This window comes from Pseudomonas sp. AM14(2022), from assembly GCF_036346455.1.
Taxonomy (GTDB): domain Bacteria; phylum Pseudomonadota; class Gammaproteobacteria; order Pseudomonadales; family Pseudomonadaceae; genus Aquipseudomonas; species Aquipseudomonas putida_A.
In genome coordinates, this window is the sequence record NZ_JAOTNY010000020.1 from 22,958 (window position 1) to 42,541 (window position 19,584).

A 19,584-nucleotide genomic window follows, 5' to 3' on the forward strand; every position below is an offset into this window, starting at 1 on the left:
ATCAGGCGCCGCAGCCTTAAGGCTTGGGCATCGTGGCAACCATGGACGGTCGCTGGCTCACGTCGAAATACCAGTTGGCCAGTTGCGGATTGGCGCTGCGCCAGTCCAGATCCGGATGACGCAGATCGATGTAACCCAGTGCACAGGCGACGCTGATTGCGGCGACGTCGAAATGGCTGGTCAGCTCGGCGATGGCGTCACTTTCCAGATAGGCCAGGGCGCGGCGGATCTTGTCGCGCTGGGCATCGAGCCATTCGTCCCAGTGCTTTTCCGGGGCGCGCAATACCAGTTCGTAACGCACCATCACCGAGGCGTCCATGATCCCGTCGGCCAGCGAGGCCAGGGTCAGACGCCGCCAACGGGCCGCTCCTTCGCGGGGGATCAGCGGATTGCCGACGTGCTGCTGGTCGAGGTATTCGAGGATCACGCGGCTGTCATGGATCACGCTACCGTCCGCCAGACGCAGGGCCGGAATCTTGCCCAGCGGGTTGTCGGCGTTGAGCGCAGCGTCCGGGCTGACCGGAGTGAGGACGCAGTCTTGCAGGGCGACGCGATCCTGCTGACCGGTCTCGTGCAACAGCACCATCACTTTGCGCACGAACGGGGAAAGCGTGTTGTGGAACAGGGTCATGCTGGGGGCGGACATTGGCAAACCTCGGTGGTCATCGAAGAGCAGGAGGTTAGCCTAGTCAGATACAGAGCGGCTGGCGAGGAATTTGCTGGTGTTCATCAGGCCGCCTTCGCGAGCAAGCCCGCTCCCACACTGGATCTGTTTCGTTCACAAATCCCCTGTGGGAGCGGGCTTGCTCGCGAAGAGGCCCTGTCAGGCGACACGGAAATCACCCGCGTCGCAGCAACCCCTTGATCGCCAGAAATGCCGGCACACCCAGCCCGACCCAGCTCAACGCATCCCAGATCCCGTCCCCCAACAGCGCCGAAAACAACCCCGCCGCACTCAGCAGCGCAATCACCAGCGGCGTGCTGAAGACCTTCCAGAAATTGCTCTGACGCGGCTTCATGCAGCAGCCTCCAGCGGCAACGGTTTTGCCGCTTTACGCCGCACCACCCACAGATACACGCCGCTGCCGAGGACGATGATGGTCAGCACGTCGAGGGTTGCCCAGAGGATCTTCATCGGCATGCCGCCGTAGTCGCCGAAGTGCAGCGGCTGGGACATGCCCATGGTGTCCATGTACCACGGGCGCTCGGCCACAGCGGTGACCTGTAGGGTGCTGGCGTCGATCAGCACCGGCGTCAGCAGGTGCGAGGTCAGATGCGTGCCGCCCTTCATGAACACTGCGTAGTGATGCTCACTGGAAAACCGCGTGCCAGGGAAGGCGATGAAGTCCGGGTTCATCCCCGGCGCCACGTCGCGGGCGATGTCGAGCAGGCGGGTGGCCGGGGCCAGGCGGGTCAGCGGCGGGACATCGCGATAGGGCGCGACCATGGCGGTCAGCGTGTCATTGCGCCACGCGGCGATGAGCAGGTCGGCGCAGGCGCTGATCACTCCAGTGACGCCGACCACCAAGGCCCAGGTCAGGGTAACGACGCCAATCAGGTTGTGCAGGTCGAGCCAGCGCAGGCGGGTGGACTTGTCCTGACGCACGGTGCCGAACTGCAAGCGGCGCATGAACGGCAGGTACAGCACCGTACCCGAGATGATCGCGACCACGAACAGCAGACCCATGAACGCCAGCAGCAACTTGCCCGGCAGCCCGGCAAACATGTCGACGTGCAGGCGCAAGATGAACAGCATCAGCCCGCCATTGGCCGACGGGGTTTCCAACGCTTCACCGGTGCGCGCATCGAGCATGAAGGTGTGCGACGAGTTCGGTTCGGTGCCGGCGGTTTTCGCCATGATCGTCAGCACGGCGTTCGGTTCGTCGTCTTCGAAACCGAAGTACTGCACCACTTCACCTGGGCGATGTTTTTCTGCGGCCTCGACCAGTTGCGCCAGGTTCAGGCGCGGCGTGTCGGCGGGCATTTCGCGCACTTGCGGGGCATCGCCGAGCAGGTGCTCGATTTCGTGATGAAAGATCAGCGGCAGACCGGTCAATGCCAACAGCAGCAGAAACACGGTGCAGATCAGGCTGGTCCAGGTGTGGATGAACGACCAGCGGCGAATTGTTTTACTTTTCATTTCATGACCTTCAAAAACACCGAAGCCGTCCACGGGGGACGGCCTGGTGACAGAACCTGGTTCAGCTCACGCGCTTACCACTTGTAAGTGGCGCTGGCGATGACGCTGCGCTGGTCACCGTAGTAGCAGTAGTAGCCGTCGCAGGTGGAGATGTAGTCCTTGTCGAACAGGTTGGTGGCGTTAATTGCCAGCGACGCACCTTTGAGGCTGTTGTCCAGGCGACCGAGGTCGTAATGCACCGAGGCGTCGAACACGGTGTAGGCGTCCGCCTTGCCCAGCCAGGTGTTGGCCTTGTCGCCGTAAGTGTTGCCGGTGTAACGCACGCCACCGCCGATGCCGAAACCGTCGAGTACGCCGCTGTGCCAGGTGTAGTCGGTCCACAGCGAAGCTTGCTGGTTAGGCATCAGTTGCAGGCGATTGCCCTTGTCCACGCCTTTCTGCACTTCGGACTTGGCCAGGGTGTAGGCGGCGATGACTTTCAGGTTATCGGTGACGTCGGAAACCGCTTCCAGCTCCAGGCCTTTGACCTTCACTTCACCGGTCTGGCTGGTGATGGTCACGTTGTTGACGATGCTGTTGACCGCGACGTTCTTCTGGGTCAGGTCATACACCGCAGCGCTCAGCAGAGTCTTGCTGCCCGGCGGCTGGTACTTGATGCCCAGTTCCCATTGCTTGCCTTCGGTCGGCTTGAGCGAGCCGGTGGAAGTGGCATCGGCGCCGCTGGTTGGCTGGAAGGATTCGGCGTACGACAGGTACGGCACGAAGCCCGAGTCGAACACGTAGCTGAGCGCCGCGTTGCCACTGAACGCCTTGTCGCGCTGGGTGTTGGTGGCGTCGCCCTTGTTGATGAATTGCGTGCCGGTGTGCACCCAGTCTTCACGCCCGCCGAGGGTCAGGCGCCACTGGTCGAGGGCCATCTGGTCCTGTACGTACAGGCCGGTCTGGTAGGTCTTCTGGTCATAGTCATAGAACGCCGAAGAACGTGCTGGACGGGTGATCGGCTGACCGTAGATCGGGTTGTTGACGTTAATGTCCGGCGCGGTGCCGAAGATCGACGTGTAGTTGGTGTTGCTGCGCTGGTGATCCAGACCGAGCAACAGCGTATGGCGGATGTCGCCAGTGGCGAAGTCGGCCTGGAAGTTGTTGTCCACGGCGAACTGGCTGATGTCTTCATCGACGTTGGTGGTGCCGCGACCGACATTGCCCTGATCATCCACGGTGAAGCCGGCGAACGATGGGTTGTAGCTGTTGACGGTCACGGTCTGGAACGACAGATCCGACTTGGTGTAGCGCAGGTTCTGCTTGAACTGCCAGACGTCGTTGAGGCGATGCTCGAAGGCATAACCGAGCGCGTAGTAGGTGCGGTCGTAGAAGTCGTAGTCCGGATCACCGAGGTTCTTGTGATGGGAAATCTTGCCGAACGGCATGTCGATCTTGGTGCCCTGAATCGGGTAGAACTGGCTGGTGACACCGGTATCGTCGCGGGTGAACTGGGTCAGCAGGGTGAATTTGGTGTCGTCATCGATGTTCCAGGTCAGGCTCGGCGCGATGTTGTAGCGCTTGTTCTCGATGTGATCGATCTGCGTGTCGCTGTCGCGCACTACACCGCTGATGCCGTAGAGAAACTGCCCGGCGTCGTCGATCTTGCCGGTGCTGGCGAAGTTGATCTGACGATGGTTGTCGCTGCCGTACTGCAACTGGATTTCGCTGCTGGCTTCCGCGTTCGGGCGCCGGCTGACCATGTCCAGCAGACCGCCCGGCGGCGTCTGGCCGTAGACGGAAGAGGCCGGGCCGCGCAGCAGCGCGAGGCGGTCGAGGTTCCAGGTTTCAGGTTTTGGGTTGGCGTATACACCCTTGGGCAGCGGCAGGCCGTCGAGGAACTGAGTCGGCTCGAAACCGCGCACCCGCAGCCAGTCGATACGGGTGTCGCTGCCGTAGCTGCTGGCGGTGATGCCCGGCATGTAGCGCACGGCGTCATCGAGGCTGTGCACGCTGCGGTCGTCCATTTGCTGACGGGTGGCGACCGAGATCGAGCGCGGTGCTTCGACCAGCGCAGTGTCGGTCTTGGTGCCGGCGGCGGTGCGGGTGGCGGTGTAGCCTTCGACCGGGCCCCAGGCGGTTTCCAGATTTTCCACGCCGATCACTGCGGTTTCCGGCAGCGCCAGTGTCCCTTCCGGCACTGCAACCAGGGTGTAGGTGCCGGTACTGCTTTGTTCCAGTTGCAGACCGGTGCCTTGCAGCGCCGCGCGCAGAGCACCGGCGGCGTCGTACTGACCGCTGACCGGCGCAGAGGTCTTGCCGGCGGCCAGCGACGGATTCAGCGACAACGCGAGGCCGCCCTGGCTGGCGATCTGGTTCAGCGTGGTCGACAGCGGCGCCGCTGGCAGGTTGTAGGCACGCGCGCTGGAGGCCTGTTCAGCAGCGAGCAACGGGCTGCTGAGCAGCGGCGCGCTGAGGGCAATGGCGATGGCCAACAGACTGGGGCGCAACAAGGTGTCTAGCGAACGGGACATGCGAAGGCTCCTGAATGGAAATATTTCTCAATTGCCTGTGTGCCGGACGAGAATTGAAAAGTGATAGGGCTGGATGAAAATAATTTCGATTAACTTGGAAAGGGGCGGCCGCTTCGGGATTTTCGAGTGTGGCGGATGGCCCTATCGCGAGCAGGCTCACTCCTACAGGGGGAACGCATTCCTACTGTAGGAGTGAGCCTGCTCGCGATAGCTATTTCCCTGACAACGAATTTTTTAAGGCTTGTTATCAGCCTTCGCCACCGTGACCCAATACGGCGTATGCCGCTCGATCTGTACCGGCAGGGTCGGCAGCAGCGCACTCAAGGCCTTGTCGGTGTCGTGCAGTGGGAAACTGCCGGTGATGCGCAGGTCAGCGACTTCCGGCGCGACGCCCAGATATCCGCGGCGATAACGCGCCAGTTCATGCACCAGGTCTGCGAGCCGCGCGTTATCCACCACCAGCATGCCGCGGGTCCAGGCATCGGCGCCGGGCGTGAGCGCGGCGACCGCGTCGAGGCCGTCGCTGCGGATCAGCACTTGCTGGCCTTCACGCAGGATCCACTCTTCAGGATGGCTTTGCGGATGCGCCGCCACCGCCGATTGCAGGACGCTCAGGCGCGTACCTTGGTCTTCACGCTTGACCAGAAACCTTGTGCCCAACGCGCGCATGCTGCCTTCGCGGGTCTCGACGATGAACGGCCGCGCATCGCCGTGACCGGTCTCGACCATGATCTCGCCTGCCTGCAACACGATCAGCCGCTGCCTGGCATCGAAGCGCACATCCACCGCGCTGTGGGTGTTGAGATTGAGCACGGTGCCATCGGCCAGCCGCACCGTGCGCTGCTCACCGGTAGCGGTGCGTTGATCGGCGAGCCAGTAATCCAGCGGCAGATAGCGATCACCGGCAAACAGCGCCAGACCGATCACCGCCACCACGCTGGCCAATCCGCTGCCGAGCTTGCGCACACGGCGTCGAATGCCTTCGCGCGATTGCAGCAAGGCCGCGCGGGCCGGGCCGTTGGCGACGCTGAAGCGCTGATCGAGCATGCCCAGCTGGCGCCAGGCGCGGGCATGTTCTTCATGGGCCGCGTGCCACTTGGCGAACTCCTCGCGCTCCAGCGCACTGCCGGAATCCAGCGACAACTGCCAGGCAATCGCCGCGTCCAGCACCTGAGCCGAGACCGGTTTGGAACTGGCCGGGTTCATGTCGGCTCACCGTACAGGGCGATATAGCACTGGCGAATGCCTTGCGCGAGGTACTGCCGCACGCGGGGCACCGAGACGCCAAGCTTCTCGGCGATTTCGGCGTGGCCGAGGCCGTCGAGGCGGTTATACAGGAAAGCGGCGCGGGCCTTGGTCGACAGTTTGCCGAGCAGGCGGTCGATGGCCTTGAGGTCTTCGAGGATCAGTTGCTGTTCTTCCACCGAAGGCTGTTCGCCTTCGGGGATCAGCATCAATTCGGCGAGATAGGCCTGCTCCAGCGCGGCGCGGCGGAAGTAGTCGAACAGCAGGCCCTTGGCGATCGCCACCAGAAACGCCCGGGGTTCGCGCGGCGTCAGCAGTTGCTCGCGACCGAGCAGACGCACGAAGGTGTCCTGGCTCAGGTCTTCGGCCCGTTGCGGGCAAGCCACATTGCGCCGCAACCAGCTCAGCAGCCAACCGCGATGGTCGCGATACAACGCACCGACGAGTTCACTGTGAGGGCTTGGGACTGACGACACCAGACGCACCGATTGGGAAATGTTAACCAACGAGAATTGTTCGCGATTCTCGCAGAGGTGGGAATGGTTAGCAATTGGCCACTGGTCGGGTGGTAAGAGCAAGACCGCATCATCGTTCTTCGCGAGCAAGCCCGCTCCCACAGGGGGAATGCATTCCATTGTGGGAGCGGGCTTGCTCGCGAAGAGGCCAGTACCGGCACCGAAAATCTAGAAGGACGGCGCCTGCTGTCGGCGTTTCCATTGACTCAAGCGCTGCTGCAGATTCAGCGGACTATGAATCTGCTGCTGCCGCGCCCGGCTGAACAGGATCAACGCCAGCTCCGCCGTCGCCAGCGCATCGGCACTCGCGTGGTGCCGCTCGAACACCTCAAGCCTGAACCAGTCGATCCATTCATCCAGGCCGGCCTCGCGAATATTCGCCTGTGGGCACAACAACGGCGCCATGTCCGCGACATCCAGAAACACGTTCTGCAGCTTGTAACCCAAGTGTTCTTTCAATGCGCGCCCGAGCATGTGCTGATCGAAGGGCGCATGAAACGCCAGCACCGGGCTGTCGCCGATGAACTCCAAGAGCTCCAGCAACGCCTCGGCCGGGTCGCTGCCGGCGGCAATCGCATTCGGCCCCAGGCCATGAATCAACACGCTCGGGCTGAGTTTCAGCTCCCGACATTGCAGGGTACGCTCGAACTGCTGACTGAAGTCGATTGCGCCGTCTTCGATCACCACCGCGCCGATCGACAGCACGCGATCCTTGTTCAGGTTCAGCCCGGTGGTTTCCAGATCGAGCACCACCCAACGCTGCTCGCGCAGGCTGTATTCTTTCAGTTCGCTGATCGCCGGCAACGTCGCCAGACGGTGTTGCAGGTCTGCCGACAGCAGAGGGCTGGCCGGCCGCAGCCACGAGAACAGGCTCATAGCTGATACCGCAAAGCCAGGCTGCTTTGCAGGCGCTGGGCCTGGCGCAGGGATTCACGCAGGATGCGCCGATCCAGATGATTGAGGTTGTCGGGATCGACCCGGTTGGACCAGGGCAGATTCTCACGGGTCTGGATCTGGTGTTGCTGCATGCGCGTCTGCTGGATGAAGTGGTAAGCCTCTTCATATGCCGCGCCGTCGAGCCGTTCGATGACTTCTTTCTCGACCAGCTGACGCAGGCGCTCCAGAGTGTTGTTGGTTTCGATGCCATGCGCCAGCGCCAACAGGCGTGCGCCGTCGACGAAGGGCGTCAGGCCCTGGACCTTGAGGTCGAGGGTGGCTTTCTCGCCGTTTTTGCGCGCCAGCACAAACTCGCGGAAACGCCCCACGGGCGGGCGATTGCGCAGGGCGTTCTCGGCCAGCATGCGCTGGAATAAACGGTTGTCGCCGACCTGATCGAGAATCCCCCGGCGCAGTTGCGCGCAGCCTTTCTCGTCACCCCAGACCACTCGCAGATCGAAATAAATGCTCGAACCGAGCAGGTTCTCCGGCGTCGCTTCGCGGATGAACGCCGCAAAACGCCGCGCCCATTCCGCCCGCGACAGGCACAGCTCAGGGTTGCCGGCCATGATGTTGCCCTTGCACAGGCTGAAGCCGCACTGCGCCAGACTCTGGTTGATCTGCTGGGCCAGTGGCAGCAGCTTGCCGCGAATCTCCGCCGCGTGCGCCGCGTCCCGTGCTTCGAACAGAATGCCGTTGTCCTGATCGGTGTGCAGCGTCTGTTCGCGCCGGCCCTCGCTGCCGAAGCACAACCAACTGAACGGCACACCGGGGTCGCCTTTTTCGGCGAGGGTCAGTTCGATCAACCGGCACACGGTGTGATCGTTGAGCAGGGTGATGATGTGGGTGATCTGGGTCGACGATGCACCGTGGGCGAGCATGCGTTCGACCAGTTGACCGATCTCGCCGCGCAGGCTCATCAGTTGCTCGATGCGCTGGGCACTGCGGATGGTCCGGGCCAGATGCACCAGATCGACCCGTTGCAGGGAGAACAGATCGCGCTCGGAGACCACGCCGCACAAGCGCTGATCCTTGACCAGACAGACGTGGGCGATGTGCCGCTCGGTCATGGCAATCGCCGCGTCGAAGGCGCTGTGATCGGGCGACAGAAAGAACGGCGAACAGGTCATGTGGCGCTCGATGGTTTCGCTGAAATCGCCGCTGCCATTGGCAACCACTTCGCGCAAATCACGCAGGGTGAAAATCCCCAGCGGCGCCTTGTGTTCATCCACCGCGACGATGCTGCCGACCTGTTGCTCGTGCATCAGCTTCACCGCTTCGCGCAACGGCGTGTCGGGGCTGCAAGTCACCGGATGGCGCATCGCCAATTCGCCGAGGCGGGTGTTCAGCGAATACTGGGTGCCGAGGGTTTCCACGGCTTTCTGCTGGACTTGCTGGTTGACCTGATCGAGCAGGCTGCTGACCCCGCGCAAAGCGAAATCACGGAAGCTGTTGGACAGGGCGAACAGCTTGATGAACGCCGGTTTGTTCAGTTGCAGGCAGAAGGTGTCTTCGCTGGCCAGATGCTCAGTGCGGGTCGCCCGTTCGCCAATCAGCGCGGCCAGCGGGAAGCATTCGCCGGTGGTGATCTCGAAGGTGGTTTCGGTGCCAGGCCGGGTGATGTGCTGGCGTTCGCCGACCACTCGGCCCTGTTTGACGATGTAGAAATATTCGACCGGCCCGTCGGCGGGCTTGATGATGCTTTCGCCCTGGCCGTAAAAACGCAGCTGACATTGTTCCACCAGAAAAGCCAGGTGGGCATGTTCCATCTGATTGAAGGGCGGGAAGCGCTGGAGGAATTGCAGGGTGCCCTGAATGTTCTGCAACACCGCGGTTTTCCCTGCCTGGGTGAAGGCGTCCGCTTTACTCATAACCATTACCGCAGTCTTTTTTGAATTGTTGTTGTCGGATCGTTGCAGCCATGGTCGGCCCCTGCGCGCGGGGTGCCCATTGGACGTAAGTCTAGGTTTGAGCGGCCGTTGGGCACATTTGGGAAGTGCCCTACAAAAACAGTCGGAAATTCCCCCGCCAGCCACTTGGAAAAAAATCCGACGAAGTGCACATTGAAGCTCTGCTTAGCGATGTCTGACGACTGTGCCAGGTGACTGAATTGAAAACGTAGAGAATGCCATGTCCGACCACGATATTTTGAGCGACGCCGAGCGTGAAGCGCTCAGCGCAGTAATGCTCGAACCCGACTTGCCGCCGCAGCGTGTACTGATCGTCGATGACGACAAGGACGCGCGGGAGCTGTTGTCGGAGATACTCGCGTTGGATGGCATTCGTTGCATGACCGCGGCCAGCGGTGAAACCGCGCTGAAGATGCTCGACGAAAAACCTTCGATCGGGCTGGTGATCACTGATTTGCGTATGGGCAATGTCGGTGGGCTGGATTTGATTCGGCAGGTGCGTGAGTCGGAGCGGGCGGCGTTGCCGATCATCATTGTTTCGGGCGATGCCGATGTGAAGGACGCCATCGCCGCGATGCACCTGAGCGTGGTGGACTTTCTGCTCAAGCCGATTGATACGGTGAAGTTGCTGGGCCTGGTCAAACACGAATTGGGCATTGATCCCTGACTCTCAAGCGACACCGCCCCCCCTGTGGGAGCGGGCTTGCTCGCGAATGCGTCCTTTCTGTCGAAATTAATGTTGAATGTGAGTCCGTTTTCGCGAGCAAGCCCGCTCCCACAATGGATCTCCAGTGGTTGTTAGATTTTAGCGGCCAACAAAAAAGCCCTGATCACAAGATCAGGGCTTTTTCATGTCCGGCAGTCAGCGCACGTTACAGGCCGTTGGCCTTCTTGAACTCGCGACGACGACGGTGCAGCACCGGCTCGGTATAGCCGTTCGGCTGTTTGGTGCCTTCGATCACCAGTTCGACCGCCGCCTGGAAGGCGATGTTGCTGTCGAAGTTGGGTGCCAGCGGACGGTACAGCGGGTCGTTGGCGTTCTGCCGGTCAACCACCGGCGCCATGCGCTTGAGGCTTTCCATCACTTGCGCTTCGGTGACGATACCGTGGCGCAGCCAGTTGGCGATGTGCTGGCTGGAGATCCGCAGCGTTGCGCGATCTTCCATCAGGCCGACGTCGTTGATGTCCGGCACTTTCGAACAACCCACGCCTTGGTCGATCCAGCGCACCACGTAACCGAGAATGCCCTGGGCGTTGTTGTCCAGTTCGTTCTTGATCTGCTCCGGCGTCCAGTTCGGGTTGACCGCCAGCGGGATGGTCAGAATGTCGTCCACCGAAGCGCGGGCACGCTTGGCCAGTTCGGCCTGACGGGCGAACACGTCGACCTTGTGGTAATGCAGCGCGTGCAGCGCAGCAGCCGTCGGCGACGGTACCCAGGCGGTGTTGGCACCGGCCAGCGGGTGAGCGATTTTCTGTTCGAGCATCGCCGCCATCAGGTCGGGCATCGCCCACATGCCTTTACCAATTTGCGCACGACCTTGCAGGCCGGTGCTCAGACCGATATCGACGTTCCAGTTTTCGTAGGCGCCGATCCACTTCTCGGCCTTCATGTCGGCCTTGCGCACCATCGGCCCGGCTTCCATGGAGGTGTGGATTTCATCGCCCGTGCGGTCGAGGAAACCGGTGTTGATGAACACTACGCGCTCGCTGGCCGCCTTGATGCAGGCCTTGAGGTTGACCGTGGTGCGGCGCTCCTCGTCCATGATCCCGACTTTGAGCGTGTTGCGTTTGAGGCCCAGCACGTCTTCGATGCGACCGAACAGCTCGTTGGTAAACGCCGCTTCTTCCGGGCCGTGCATTTTCGGTTTGACGATGTAGACCGAGCCGGTGCGCGTATTGCGACGCGAAGTGTTGCCATTGAGGTTGTGCATCGCCGCGAGGCACGTCACCAGACCGTCGAGAATGCCTTCCGGCACTTCGTTGCCGTCCTTGTCCAGGATCGCGTCGATGGTCATCAGGTGACCGACATTACGCACGAACAGCAGCGAGCGACCGTGCAGGGTCAGTTCACTGCCATCGACCTTGGTGTAGCTGCGATCCGGGTTCATGGTGCGGGTGAAGGTCTGGCCGCCCTTGGCGACTTCTTCGGACAGGTCGCCCTTCATCAGGCCGAGCCAGTTGCGGTAGATCACCACTTTGTCGTCGGCATCGACGGCAGCCACGGAGTCTTCGCAGTCCATGATGGTGGTCAGTGCCGCTTCCATCAGAATGTCTTTGACGCCGGCGGCATCGGTCTGGCCGACCGGGGTGCTGGCGTCGATCTGGATTTCGAAATGCAGGCCGTGGTTCTTCAGCAGGATCGCGATCGGGGCATTGGCGTCGCCCTGAAAGCCGATCAGCTGAGCATCGTCACGCAGGCCGGTGTTGCTGCCGCCCTTGAGGGTGACCAGCAGTTTGCCGTCAACGATCTTGTAAGCCGTCGAATCGACGTGGGAGCCAGCGGCCAGGGGCGCCGCTTCGTCGAGGAACGCACGGGCGAAGGCGATGACTTTGTCGCCACGCACCTTGTTGTAGCCTTTGCCTTTTTCTGCGCCACCGTCTTCGCTGATCGCGTCGGTGCCGTAGAGGGCGTCGTACAGCGAACCCCAGCGGGCGTTCGAGGCGTTGAGGGCAAAGCGGGCGTTCATCACCGGGACCACGAGTTGCGGGCCGGCGGTGCGGGCGATTTCATCATCGACGTTTTGCGTCGTTGCCTGGAAATCAGCCGCTTCTGGCAGCAGATAACCGATTTCTTGCAGGAAGGCTTTGTAGGCCACGGCGTCGTGCGCCTGACCAGCACGCTCCTGATGCCAGGCATCAAGACGAGCCTGGAAGTCATCGCGTTTGGCGAGTAGGGCTTTGTTCTTCGGCGCCAGGTCATGAATGACCTTGTCGGCACCTTCCCAGAATTTTTCGGCGGTGAGGCCGGTACCGGGAATGGCTTCGTTGTTCACGAAGTCGAACAGGACTTTGGCGACCTGCAGGCCACCGACTTGAACGTGTTCAGTCATTGCTTGCCTCACTCTGCTCAGCTATTTCGCTTTTCAGCTCTTCAATTTTGACAATGAAGCCTCTGGCCATTTAAACCACAAACCTTCCGACCAGTACATGCCATTGCTGGCGGCTGGGCTGGGACCAATCAACGGCTTGGGGGCCTTGCTGACGGGGCTTTCAGGGTTGCGAACATGCCTTGGGCAGACATCGATCCAGCGTTATGTAGTGCGCGCCGAGGCATACTACATGATGCGTTGCGCTTGTGAAAATCAGACTAATAACGTCGTTCTGCGACCTCATGACGCATTGCGGTCACGTCGCGGAACGGGATGTTCTCAAAAAACCATCGGATTGTTCCAGCTAAATATAAAAAGTTGTACACATAAATACTGTGTGGCTTCCATTCAGCTTCGATGAGCCCGCGTTTGTGGCGAGGGAGCTTGCTCCCGCTCGGGTGCGAAGCATCCGCGAAAGATATTACTGACTGAAGAGGGCATCCTGCGGCCGCCAGCGGGAGCAAGCTCCCTCGCCACAAGTGTTGTTCACTTGAGCATGGCGGCTGAATGTCGGTGCTTGCCTATACTTGCCTTTCTATAACAAAAGTCATGACAAGAGGGCGGCGCCATGGACCATCTCGTACTCACTGTGTTTGCCCCGGACAAGCCGGGGCAGGTCGAGCGCATCGCCCAATGCATCGCCGAGCACGGCGGCAACTGGCTGGAAAGCCGCATGTCACGGATGGCCGGGCAGTTCGCCGGGATTCTGCGGGTGGGTGTGCCGGCGGAGGCTTACGACGAATTAGTCGATTCCTTACAAGCGCTGTCGGCTCATGGCATTCGCGTGCTGATTGCCGAGAGCGGCATCGAGCAGTCCTGCACCTGGAAACCGATCGCCATGGAGCTGGTGGGCAATGACCGACCGGGCATCGTGCGCGACATCACCCGTTTGCTCAGCGAGCAGGGGGTGAACCTCGAACGGTTGGTGACCGAAGTGCGCCCGGCGCCGATGAGCAGCGAGCCGCTGTTCCACGCCGAAGCGATTCTGGCGGTGCCACTGACCCTGTCGCTGGACGTGCTGCAATCGCGCCTGGAAACCCTGGCCGATGATCTGATGGTCGAACTGGTGTTACGCACAGACGTTTAACCGGCGCCGGGTTATCCAGTTTTAACGTGCACCTGCCTGTGGATAACCTGTAGAGACCGGGCGCAGCGCCACGTCGGCCGTGGCCTGTAGCGAGCTGATCAAAAAATCGCCAACATTCAGTGACTTGCGCACAAACGGCGGGGATCACGCTGTGGATAACCTTGGGAAGGAACGTTGCAGGCCACGAGAACCGTGGCCTGCGAAGCTTTGTGCGTTTTTTGATCAGCTGCGCCGACGCAAACTGATCACCGCATCGACGCTGTAAACGGCCAGACCGGCCCAGATGAAGATGAAGGCGATCAGCGTGCTCGACGACAAATGCTCACCAAACAGCAGCACCGCCTGCAGCAGCACCAGGGTTGGCGCGGTGTACTGGAGGAAACCGATGGTGGTGTAGGGCAGATGACGGGTGGCAGCGTTGAAACACACCAGCGGGATGAGCGTCACCGGACCCGCCGCCACCAGCCACCAGGCTTGCGAGGTGGTCCAGAACTCGGGTTGTGCGCTGGTGGCGGTCTGGTTGAACAGCAGCCAGGCCACGGCAATTGGCACCAGCATCCAGGTTTCCACCACCAGCCCCGGCAAGGCCTTGACCGGCGCCTGTTTGCGGATCAAACCGTAGAAGCCGAAGGTCAGCGCCAGCACCAGCGATACCCACGGCAGACTGCCGACCTGCCACACCTGCTGCGCCACGCCGACGGCTGCCAGCCCCACCGCAATCCACTGCATGCGCCGCAGGCGTTCGCCGAGAATCAGCATCCCCAACAGCACGTTCACCAGCGGGTTGATGTAGTAACCGAGGCTCGCTTCGAGCATGCGCCCGTTGTTCACCGACCATACGTAGGTCAGCCAGTTGGCCGCGATCAGGGTGCCGCTCAGGGCGAGGATCGCCAGACGCTTGGGGTTGTCGAGCAACTCGCGCAACCAGCCCGGATGCTTCCACACCATCAGCAACAGCGCACCGAACAGTGCCGACCACAACACGCGGTGAATGATGATCTCGACAGCGGGGACTTCGGCGATGGCTTTGAAGTAGATCGGGAACAGGCCCCATATGATGTAGGCACTCAGGCCCAGAATGTACCCGCGACGCGGGTTGGCGGCTTGCATGCAGAATCCTTGCTTAGGCAGCTGACAAAGCAGGGATTGTAAGGAGATTTGTCGACGAATGCCTGAGCTGATTGGTCAGAAAAGTGTGAACACAGAACCCTGTAGGAGTGAGCCTGCTCGCGATAGCGGTCTGACATTCAACATTTACGTCGACTGATAAAACGCTATCGCGAGCAGGCTCACTCCTACAGAGGCGGTGGTGGGTCAGAACAGTTTCAGGGGTTCTTCGTTAAGCGCCGACAACTGTTCACGCAGCGCCAGCACCTGATCGCCCCAATACCGTTCCGTACCAAACCACGGAAAGCTGTGCGGGAACGCCGGGTCGTCCCAGCGCCGCGCCAGCCAGGCGCTGTAGTGCATCAGGCGCAGGGCGCGCAGCGGTTCGATCAGCGCCAGTTCACGGGGATCGAAGTCGTGGAATTCGTTGTAGCCGTCCATCAGTTCCGACAGTTGCCCGAGGCATTCCTGACGGTCGCCGGCGAGCATCATCCAGATGTCCTGCACCGCCGGGCCCATGCGGCAGTCGTCGAGGTCGACGATGTGGAACATTTCATCGCGGCACATCATGTTGCCGGGGTGGCAATCGCCGTGCATGCGGATGTTCTGGTGCGGCGTGGCGGCGTAGACGTCTTCGACCCGCTTGAGCAGGTCGCGGGCCACTGACTCGTAGGCCGGCAGCAGGCTCTTGGGGATGAAGTTGCCTTCAAGCAACGTCGCCAGCGAGGCATGGCCGAAGTTCTGTACGCCCAGTGCTTCACGGTGTTCGAACGGCTTGGTCGCGCCGACCGCATGAATACGCCCGAGCAACTGGCCGAGACGATACAACTGATCGAGATTGCCCGGCTCCGGCGCGCGGCCGCCGCGACGCGGAAACAGGGTGAAACGGAAACCGGCATGTTCGTGCAGGGTCTGGCCGTTGTGGATCAGCGGCGCCACCACCGGGATTTCGACGTCGGCCAGTTCGAAGGTGAACTGGTGTTCTTCGAGGATGGCTTCGTTGGTCCAGCGTTGCGGACGGTAGAACTTGGCGATCAGCGGTTCGGAGTCTTCGATACCGACCTGATAGACGCGGTTTTCGTAGCTGTTGAGCGCCAGAATGCGTGCGTCACTGAGAAACCCGATGCTTTCGACGGCATCGAGCACGAGATCGGGTGTGAGGGTTTCAAACGGGTGGGCCATGCTGACTCCTGCGCGCAGCAGGCTGCCGCGTCCGGCCCAGCATGGTAGCGCAGATGGCAGCGGGGGAGTTGGTTGGTGTCTGTGCTGACGCCATCGCGAGCAGGCTCACTCCTACAGTTGGAACGCATTTCCTTGTAGGAGTGAGCCTGCTCGCGATGAGGGCCAATCAGGCGCCGACGATCCCGCCATCCTCACGGGTAATCGCCATCACCGATGAACGCGGCTTGCCATTGGGCAGATGCTCGGGGAAGGTCGAACCACCGTTCTCGCCCGGATGCTGAATCCCGACAAACAGGGTTTTCTGATCCGGCGAGAAGCTGATCCCGGTGACTTCGCAACCAATCGGCCCGACCATGAAGCGACGAATTTCACCGGTCTTCGGATCGGCACAGAGCATCTGGTTGTTGCCCATCCCGGCAAAGTCCCCAGCGTTGCTCGAGTCGCCGTCAGTCAGAATCCACAAGCGCCCGGCCTTGTCGAAGCCCAGACCGTCCGGGCTGTTGAACATGTTCTGCGGGGTGATGTTCTTCGAGCCGCCCTTCGGCGTACCGGCATGCACACCCGGGTTGCCGGCGACCACAAACAGATCCCAGGCAAACGTCTTCGACGCGTGATCATCGCGATCGGTGCGCCAGCGCAGGATCTGCCCGTAGACGTTCTTCTCGCGCGGGTTCGGCCCGCCCACTGGCTGGCCGTCTTCGCCGCGCTTGGCGTTGTTGGTCAGGGTGCAATACACCTGGCCGTCCTTCGGACTGACGACGATCCACTCCGGGCGGTCCATGCGCGTGGCGCCGACCACACTGGCGGCGAGGCGGGCGTGGATCAGCACTTCGGCCTGATCGGCGAAACCGCTGCTGGCGTCGATGCCGTTCTTGCCGTGGGTCAGTTCGATCCACTGGCCCTGGCCTTTCGGGTGATCAGGGTTGCCGTCACCGGCGTCGAACTTGGCCACGTACAGGGTGCCGTGGTCGAGGATGTCGCGGTTGGCTTTGGCGTTGCGGTGGTTGATGCGGTCGCGACTGACAAACTTGTAGATGAACTCGCCACGCTCGTCGTCGCCCATGTACACCACGGCGCGACCGTCATCGGTCTCGGCCAGTGCGGCGTTTTCGTGCTTGAAGCGGCCGAGGGCGGTGCGCTTGACCGGGGTCGATTGCGGATCGAACGGATCGATCTCGACCACCCAGCCGTGACGGTTGAGTTCGTTGGGATTTTTGGCCATGTCGAAGCGCGGGTCGAACGGGTGCCAGTTGATCTCGCGGCTGGCGGCAGAGACACCGTAGCGCTTTTGCGCCGGATCGAACTGCTGCTGGGCGTTGCTGCTGCCAAAGCAATCGGTGAAGTTTTCTTCGCAGGTCAGATAGGTGCCCCACGGTGTCTTGCCGTTGGCGCAGTTCTGGAAGGTGCCGAGGACTCTCTTGCCGTGCTTGTCGGCGGCCGTCTTCATCAGCTCGTGACCAGCCGCCGGGCCGCTGATGCGCAGCGGCGAGTTGCCGTGAATCCGGCGGTTGTAACGCGAGCCCTGGACGAACTGCCACTGGCCGTTCCTGCGCTGCACTTCAATCACTGACACACCTTCGCAGGCCAGCGCCTTGCGCACGTCTTCGGCCGATTGCGGCATGCCGCCGTGCGGGTAGAGGTAGCGATAATTGGTGTATTCGTTGTTGATCGCCATCAACGCACGGTTTCGGTCGTCGGGGAATTCGAACAGGCTCATGCCGTCGTTGTTGTCGCCGAACTGCACTTCCTGGGCGGCGGCGGTGCCATTGCCGCTCGGGTCGAACGCCGGGCCGTTCTTGTGCAATGGCTGACCCCAACTGATCAGCACCGAAGACTTGTAGCCCTTGGGCAGGCTGATGACGTCGGTGGTCGCGGCGGGAATGCTCTCGAAACCGAGCAGACGGCTGTTGCCGGCGCTGATGCCGGTGGCCAGCGCGCTGCGGCTCAGCAGGTTGCCGCCGAGGAACATGGCGGCGCCGCACAGCGCACCGGCGCTGATGAAGCCGCGACGGCTGAGGCCGACCATCTTTTCCAGATCAGTCGATTGGTTTTCTTCTAATAGGCTCACATCAGGCTCCCTGCTTGGTTTTGGCAGCCACCTTAATGAGCGTCGATTACGCTTTCGTTGCAGCGCCTGATTACAGCGGCGTGCCGATCAGCACATTGGACGGCGAGAACTGCACCTGCACCGGTTGCTCGACACTCAGCCCGCGGGTACGAAGCTGCAGCGGCTCCGCCAGAGCGCAGAGCGTCTGGCCGTTGGGCAGGGCGATGCGAACTTCGCTGGGGCCGTCTTCGGCATCGAGAATGGCTTCGATAGTGCCGCTCAGAAGATTGTGTCCAGATGTTGCAACTTGCTCCGGGGGCAGTAGTTCAAGCCAGCCAGCCTTGATCAAGGCCACCACTTCGGTGCCCGGTTGCAGTTCCAGGTGCACGGTGCTGTCGTGGGTGATCTGCGCGTTGATCCACAGGCCTTCGGCCAGTTCGAGGCGAATCAGGTCGTTGCGGCCCTGACCCTCGATAGCCACGACTTTGCCGTGCAACTGGTTGCGCGCGCTGGTTCTGAGCATCAATCGCCCAAGCAGATCCAGATCGCTGGCGTCCTCAGCGGCCTCCAGCACCTGCGCCTGTAAAGCTTGCAGCTTTTGGTACAGACGCAACACCCGTTCGCCTTCGCTGGACAACCTGGCGCCACCGCCGCCCTTGCCGCCGACCGCGCGCTCCACCAGCGGTTTCTGCGCCAGGTTGTTCAGCTCATCGATCGCATCCCACGCCGCTTTGTAACTCAAACCGGCGCTTTTCGCGGCACGGGTGATCGAACCCTGTTCGGCAATGTGTTGCAGCAGGGCGATGCGCTGCGGACGGCGAACGATGTGCTGGGAGAGCGGGGTGGGCAGGGACATTGGTGGGTGCTTTTTCACAGTGGCGGTGGAGAGTGAAGTTGGCGGCTTGCGACGCCTCAGTCAAGCCAAACACAGTGCTCTTGTAGGAGTGAGCCTGCTCGCGATGGCGGTGGAACAGTCAGCATCAATGTTGGCAGTAATTGCGCTATCGCGAGCAGGCTCACTCCTACAAGGGATTGTGTCGGTTTCAGTTTCCGGGTTTTGGCGTGCGGGCCAGACAATAGACGTCGACTCTTGCAGCGCCCGCATCCCTCAACAATCGCGCCAGTGCCTGGGCCGTGGCGCCGGTGGTCAGCACATCATCAATCAACGCGAAGTGCCGACCTTTCACCTCGGCATCAGGGGCCACAGCGAAGGCGTGACGCAAGTTGCGCTTGCGCGCCTTGGCGTCGAGGTCCTGTTGGGCACTGGTATCGTGAATTCGTCGTAGAGCCTGCTCCTCAAAAGGCAGATCCAGCTGTTGGCTTAACCATCGCCCCAGCATCGCCGCTTGATTGAACCCGCGTTGACGCAGACGTTTCCCCGCCAGTGGCACCGGCAACAATACATCGGGCTGTGGCAATCCCTCATCGAAGCGATGTTGCAGGTATTGTCCGGCAACGTCGGCGAGCAGGTGACCAAACGGCCATTTCGCGTTGTGTTTAAAGCGTGTAATCAAACTGTCCACCGGGAAGTCATAGCGCCACGGCACCACCACCTGTTCGAACGCCGGCGGCTCTAGCAGGCACCCGCCGCAAGTCAGTCCAGCGCCGGGCAGCGGCAAGGCGCAGGTCTGACAGTGGTCACCGAGCCAGGGCAGATCGGTTTCGCAGGCGACGCAGATTGGCACTTCTGCTTCTGCGGGTTCATCGCACAACAAACAGCTTTGTACGTTTTTTAAACAGATGTAAACCTGTGCTTCGTCTCGTGGTTGACAGCGCATGACTTTTCCTTAAATATGCCGAACATCCGTGTCGC

General features: G+C 61.4%; 16 protein-coding genes. 2 read left to right on the forward strand and 14 right to left on the reverse strand.

Features of this window, described 5'->3' with window-relative positions:
• Positions 1-16 precede the first annotated feature (16 nt).
• The 8 genes from V3W27_RS25775 to V3W27_RS25810 form a co-directional block, all read right to left on the reverse strand.
• On the reverse strand, positions 17-646 hold the full coding sequence (locus V3W27_RS25775) for a glutathione S-transferase (protein WP_330207857.1): 630 nt from the start codon (positions 644-646) through the stop codon (positions 17-19).
• Positions 647-839: 193 nt separating this feature from the next.
• Positions 840-1,019, reverse strand: coding sequence for a hypothetical protein (locus tag V3W27_RS25780; protein WP_027610674.1), 180 nt, complete (start codon positions 1,017-1,019; stop codon positions 840-842).
• On the reverse strand, positions 1,016-2,140 hold the full coding sequence (locus V3W27_RS25785; protein ID WP_330207858.1) for a PepSY-associated TM helix domain-containing protein: 1,125 nt from the start codon (positions 2,138-2,140) through the stop codon (positions 1,016-1,018). The genes V3W27_RS25780 and V3W27_RS25785 overlap by 4 nt, the downstream gene beginning before the upstream one ends.
• Positions 2,141-2,214: 74 nt before the next feature.
• Positions 2,215-4,653: a TonB-dependent siderophore receptor gene (locus V3W27_RS25790; RefSeq protein WP_330207859.1), complete on the reverse strand. Its 2,439-nt coding sequence runs from the start codon at positions 4,651-4,653 to the stop codon at positions 2,215-2,217.
• A gap of 234 nt (positions 4,654-4,887) precedes the next feature.
• Positions 4,888-5,859 (reverse strand): FecR family protein, encoded by a 972-nt coding sequence (locus tag V3W27_RS25795; RefSeq protein WP_330207860.1) that lies wholly within the window; start codon positions 5,857-5,859, stop codon positions 4,888-4,890.
• The gene (locus V3W27_RS25800) at positions 5,856-6,374 is read right to left on the reverse strand and encodes an RNA polymerase sigma factor (RefSeq protein ID WP_247267349.1); all 519 of its coding nucleotides are present in this window, start codon (positions 6,372-6,374) and stop codon (positions 5,856-5,858) included. Before V3W27_RS25800 ends, V3W27_RS25795 begins: the two co-directional genes overlap by 4 nt.
• Before the next feature lie 207 nt (positions 6,375-6,581).
• A complete protein-coding gene (locus tag V3W27_RS25805; RefSeq protein WP_330207861.1) occupies positions 6,582-7,289 on the reverse strand; it encodes a 3'-5' exonuclease in 708 nt (235 codons plus the stop codon).
• Positions 7,286-9,220 carry a putative nucleotidyltransferase substrate binding domain-containing protein gene (locus tag V3W27_RS25810; protein ID WP_330207862.1) on the reverse strand — a complete coding sequence of 645 codons (1,935 nt, stop codon included), beginning with the start codon at positions 9,218-9,220 and terminating at the stop codon, positions 7,286-7,288. The genes V3W27_RS25805 and V3W27_RS25810 overlap by 4 nt, the downstream gene beginning before the upstream one ends.
• Before the next feature lie 259 nt (positions 9,221-9,479).
• On the opposite strand from V3W27_RS25810, the gene V3W27_RS25815 reads away from it, so the two are divergent.
• Positions 9,480-9,926, forward strand: a complete 447-nt coding sequence (locus V3W27_RS25815) for a response regulator (RefSeq protein WP_098965943.1) — start codon at positions 9,480-9,482, stop codon at positions 9,924-9,926.
• A 205-nt stretch (positions 9,927-10,131) separates the two neighbouring features.
• Here V3W27_RS25815 and V3W27_RS25820 read toward each other — a convergent pair whose 3' ends face one another.
• On the reverse strand, positions 10,132-12,309 hold the full coding sequence (locus V3W27_RS25820; protein ID WP_330207863.1) for a malate synthase G: 2,178 nt from the start codon (positions 12,307-12,309) through the stop codon (positions 10,132-10,134).
• Positions 12,310-12,916: 607 nt separating this feature from the next.
• Between V3W27_RS25820 and V3W27_RS25825 the strand changes: the two genes are divergently transcribed.
• A complete protein-coding gene (locus V3W27_RS25825; RefSeq protein WP_095122549.1) occupies positions 12,917-13,435 on the forward strand; it encodes a glycine cleavage system protein R in 519 nt (172 codons plus the stop codon).
• Between the two features lie 222 nt (positions 13,436-13,657).
• On the opposite strand, the gene rarD is transcribed toward V3W27_RS25825, so the two are convergent.
• From rarD to V3W27_RS25850, 5 genes are all read right to left on the reverse strand, one after another.
• On the reverse strand, positions 13,658-14,545 hold the full coding sequence (rarD, locus tag V3W27_RS25830) for an EamA family transporter RarD (RefSeq protein WP_095137447.1): 888 nt from the start codon (positions 14,543-14,545) through the stop codon (positions 13,658-13,660).
• Between the two features lie 204 nt (positions 14,546-14,749).
• The gene (locus V3W27_RS25835) at positions 14,750-15,724 is read right to left on the reverse strand and encodes a serine/threonine protein kinase (protein ID WP_027610685.1); all 975 of its coding nucleotides are present in this window, start codon (positions 15,722-15,724) and stop codon (positions 14,750-14,752) included.
• 166 nt (positions 15,725-15,890) lie between these two features.
• Positions 15,891-17,792 (reverse strand): PhoX family protein, encoded by a 1,902-nt coding sequence (locus tag V3W27_RS25840; protein ID WP_330207864.1) that lies wholly within the window; start codon positions 17,790-17,792, stop codon positions 15,891-15,893.
• A 70-nt stretch (positions 17,793-17,862) separates the two neighbouring features.
• Positions 17,863-18,627 carry a TOBE domain-containing protein gene (locus V3W27_RS25845; RefSeq protein ID WP_330207865.1) on the reverse strand — a complete coding sequence of 255 codons (765 nt, stop codon included), beginning with the start codon at positions 18,625-18,627 and terminating at the stop codon, positions 17,863-17,865.
• A 187-nt stretch (positions 18,628-18,814) separates the two neighbouring features.
• On the reverse strand, positions 18,815-19,549 hold the full coding sequence (locus V3W27_RS25850) for a ComF family protein (protein WP_330207866.1): 735 nt from the start codon (positions 19,547-19,549) through the stop codon (positions 18,815-18,817).
• Positions 19,550-19,584 lie beyond the last annotated feature (35 nt).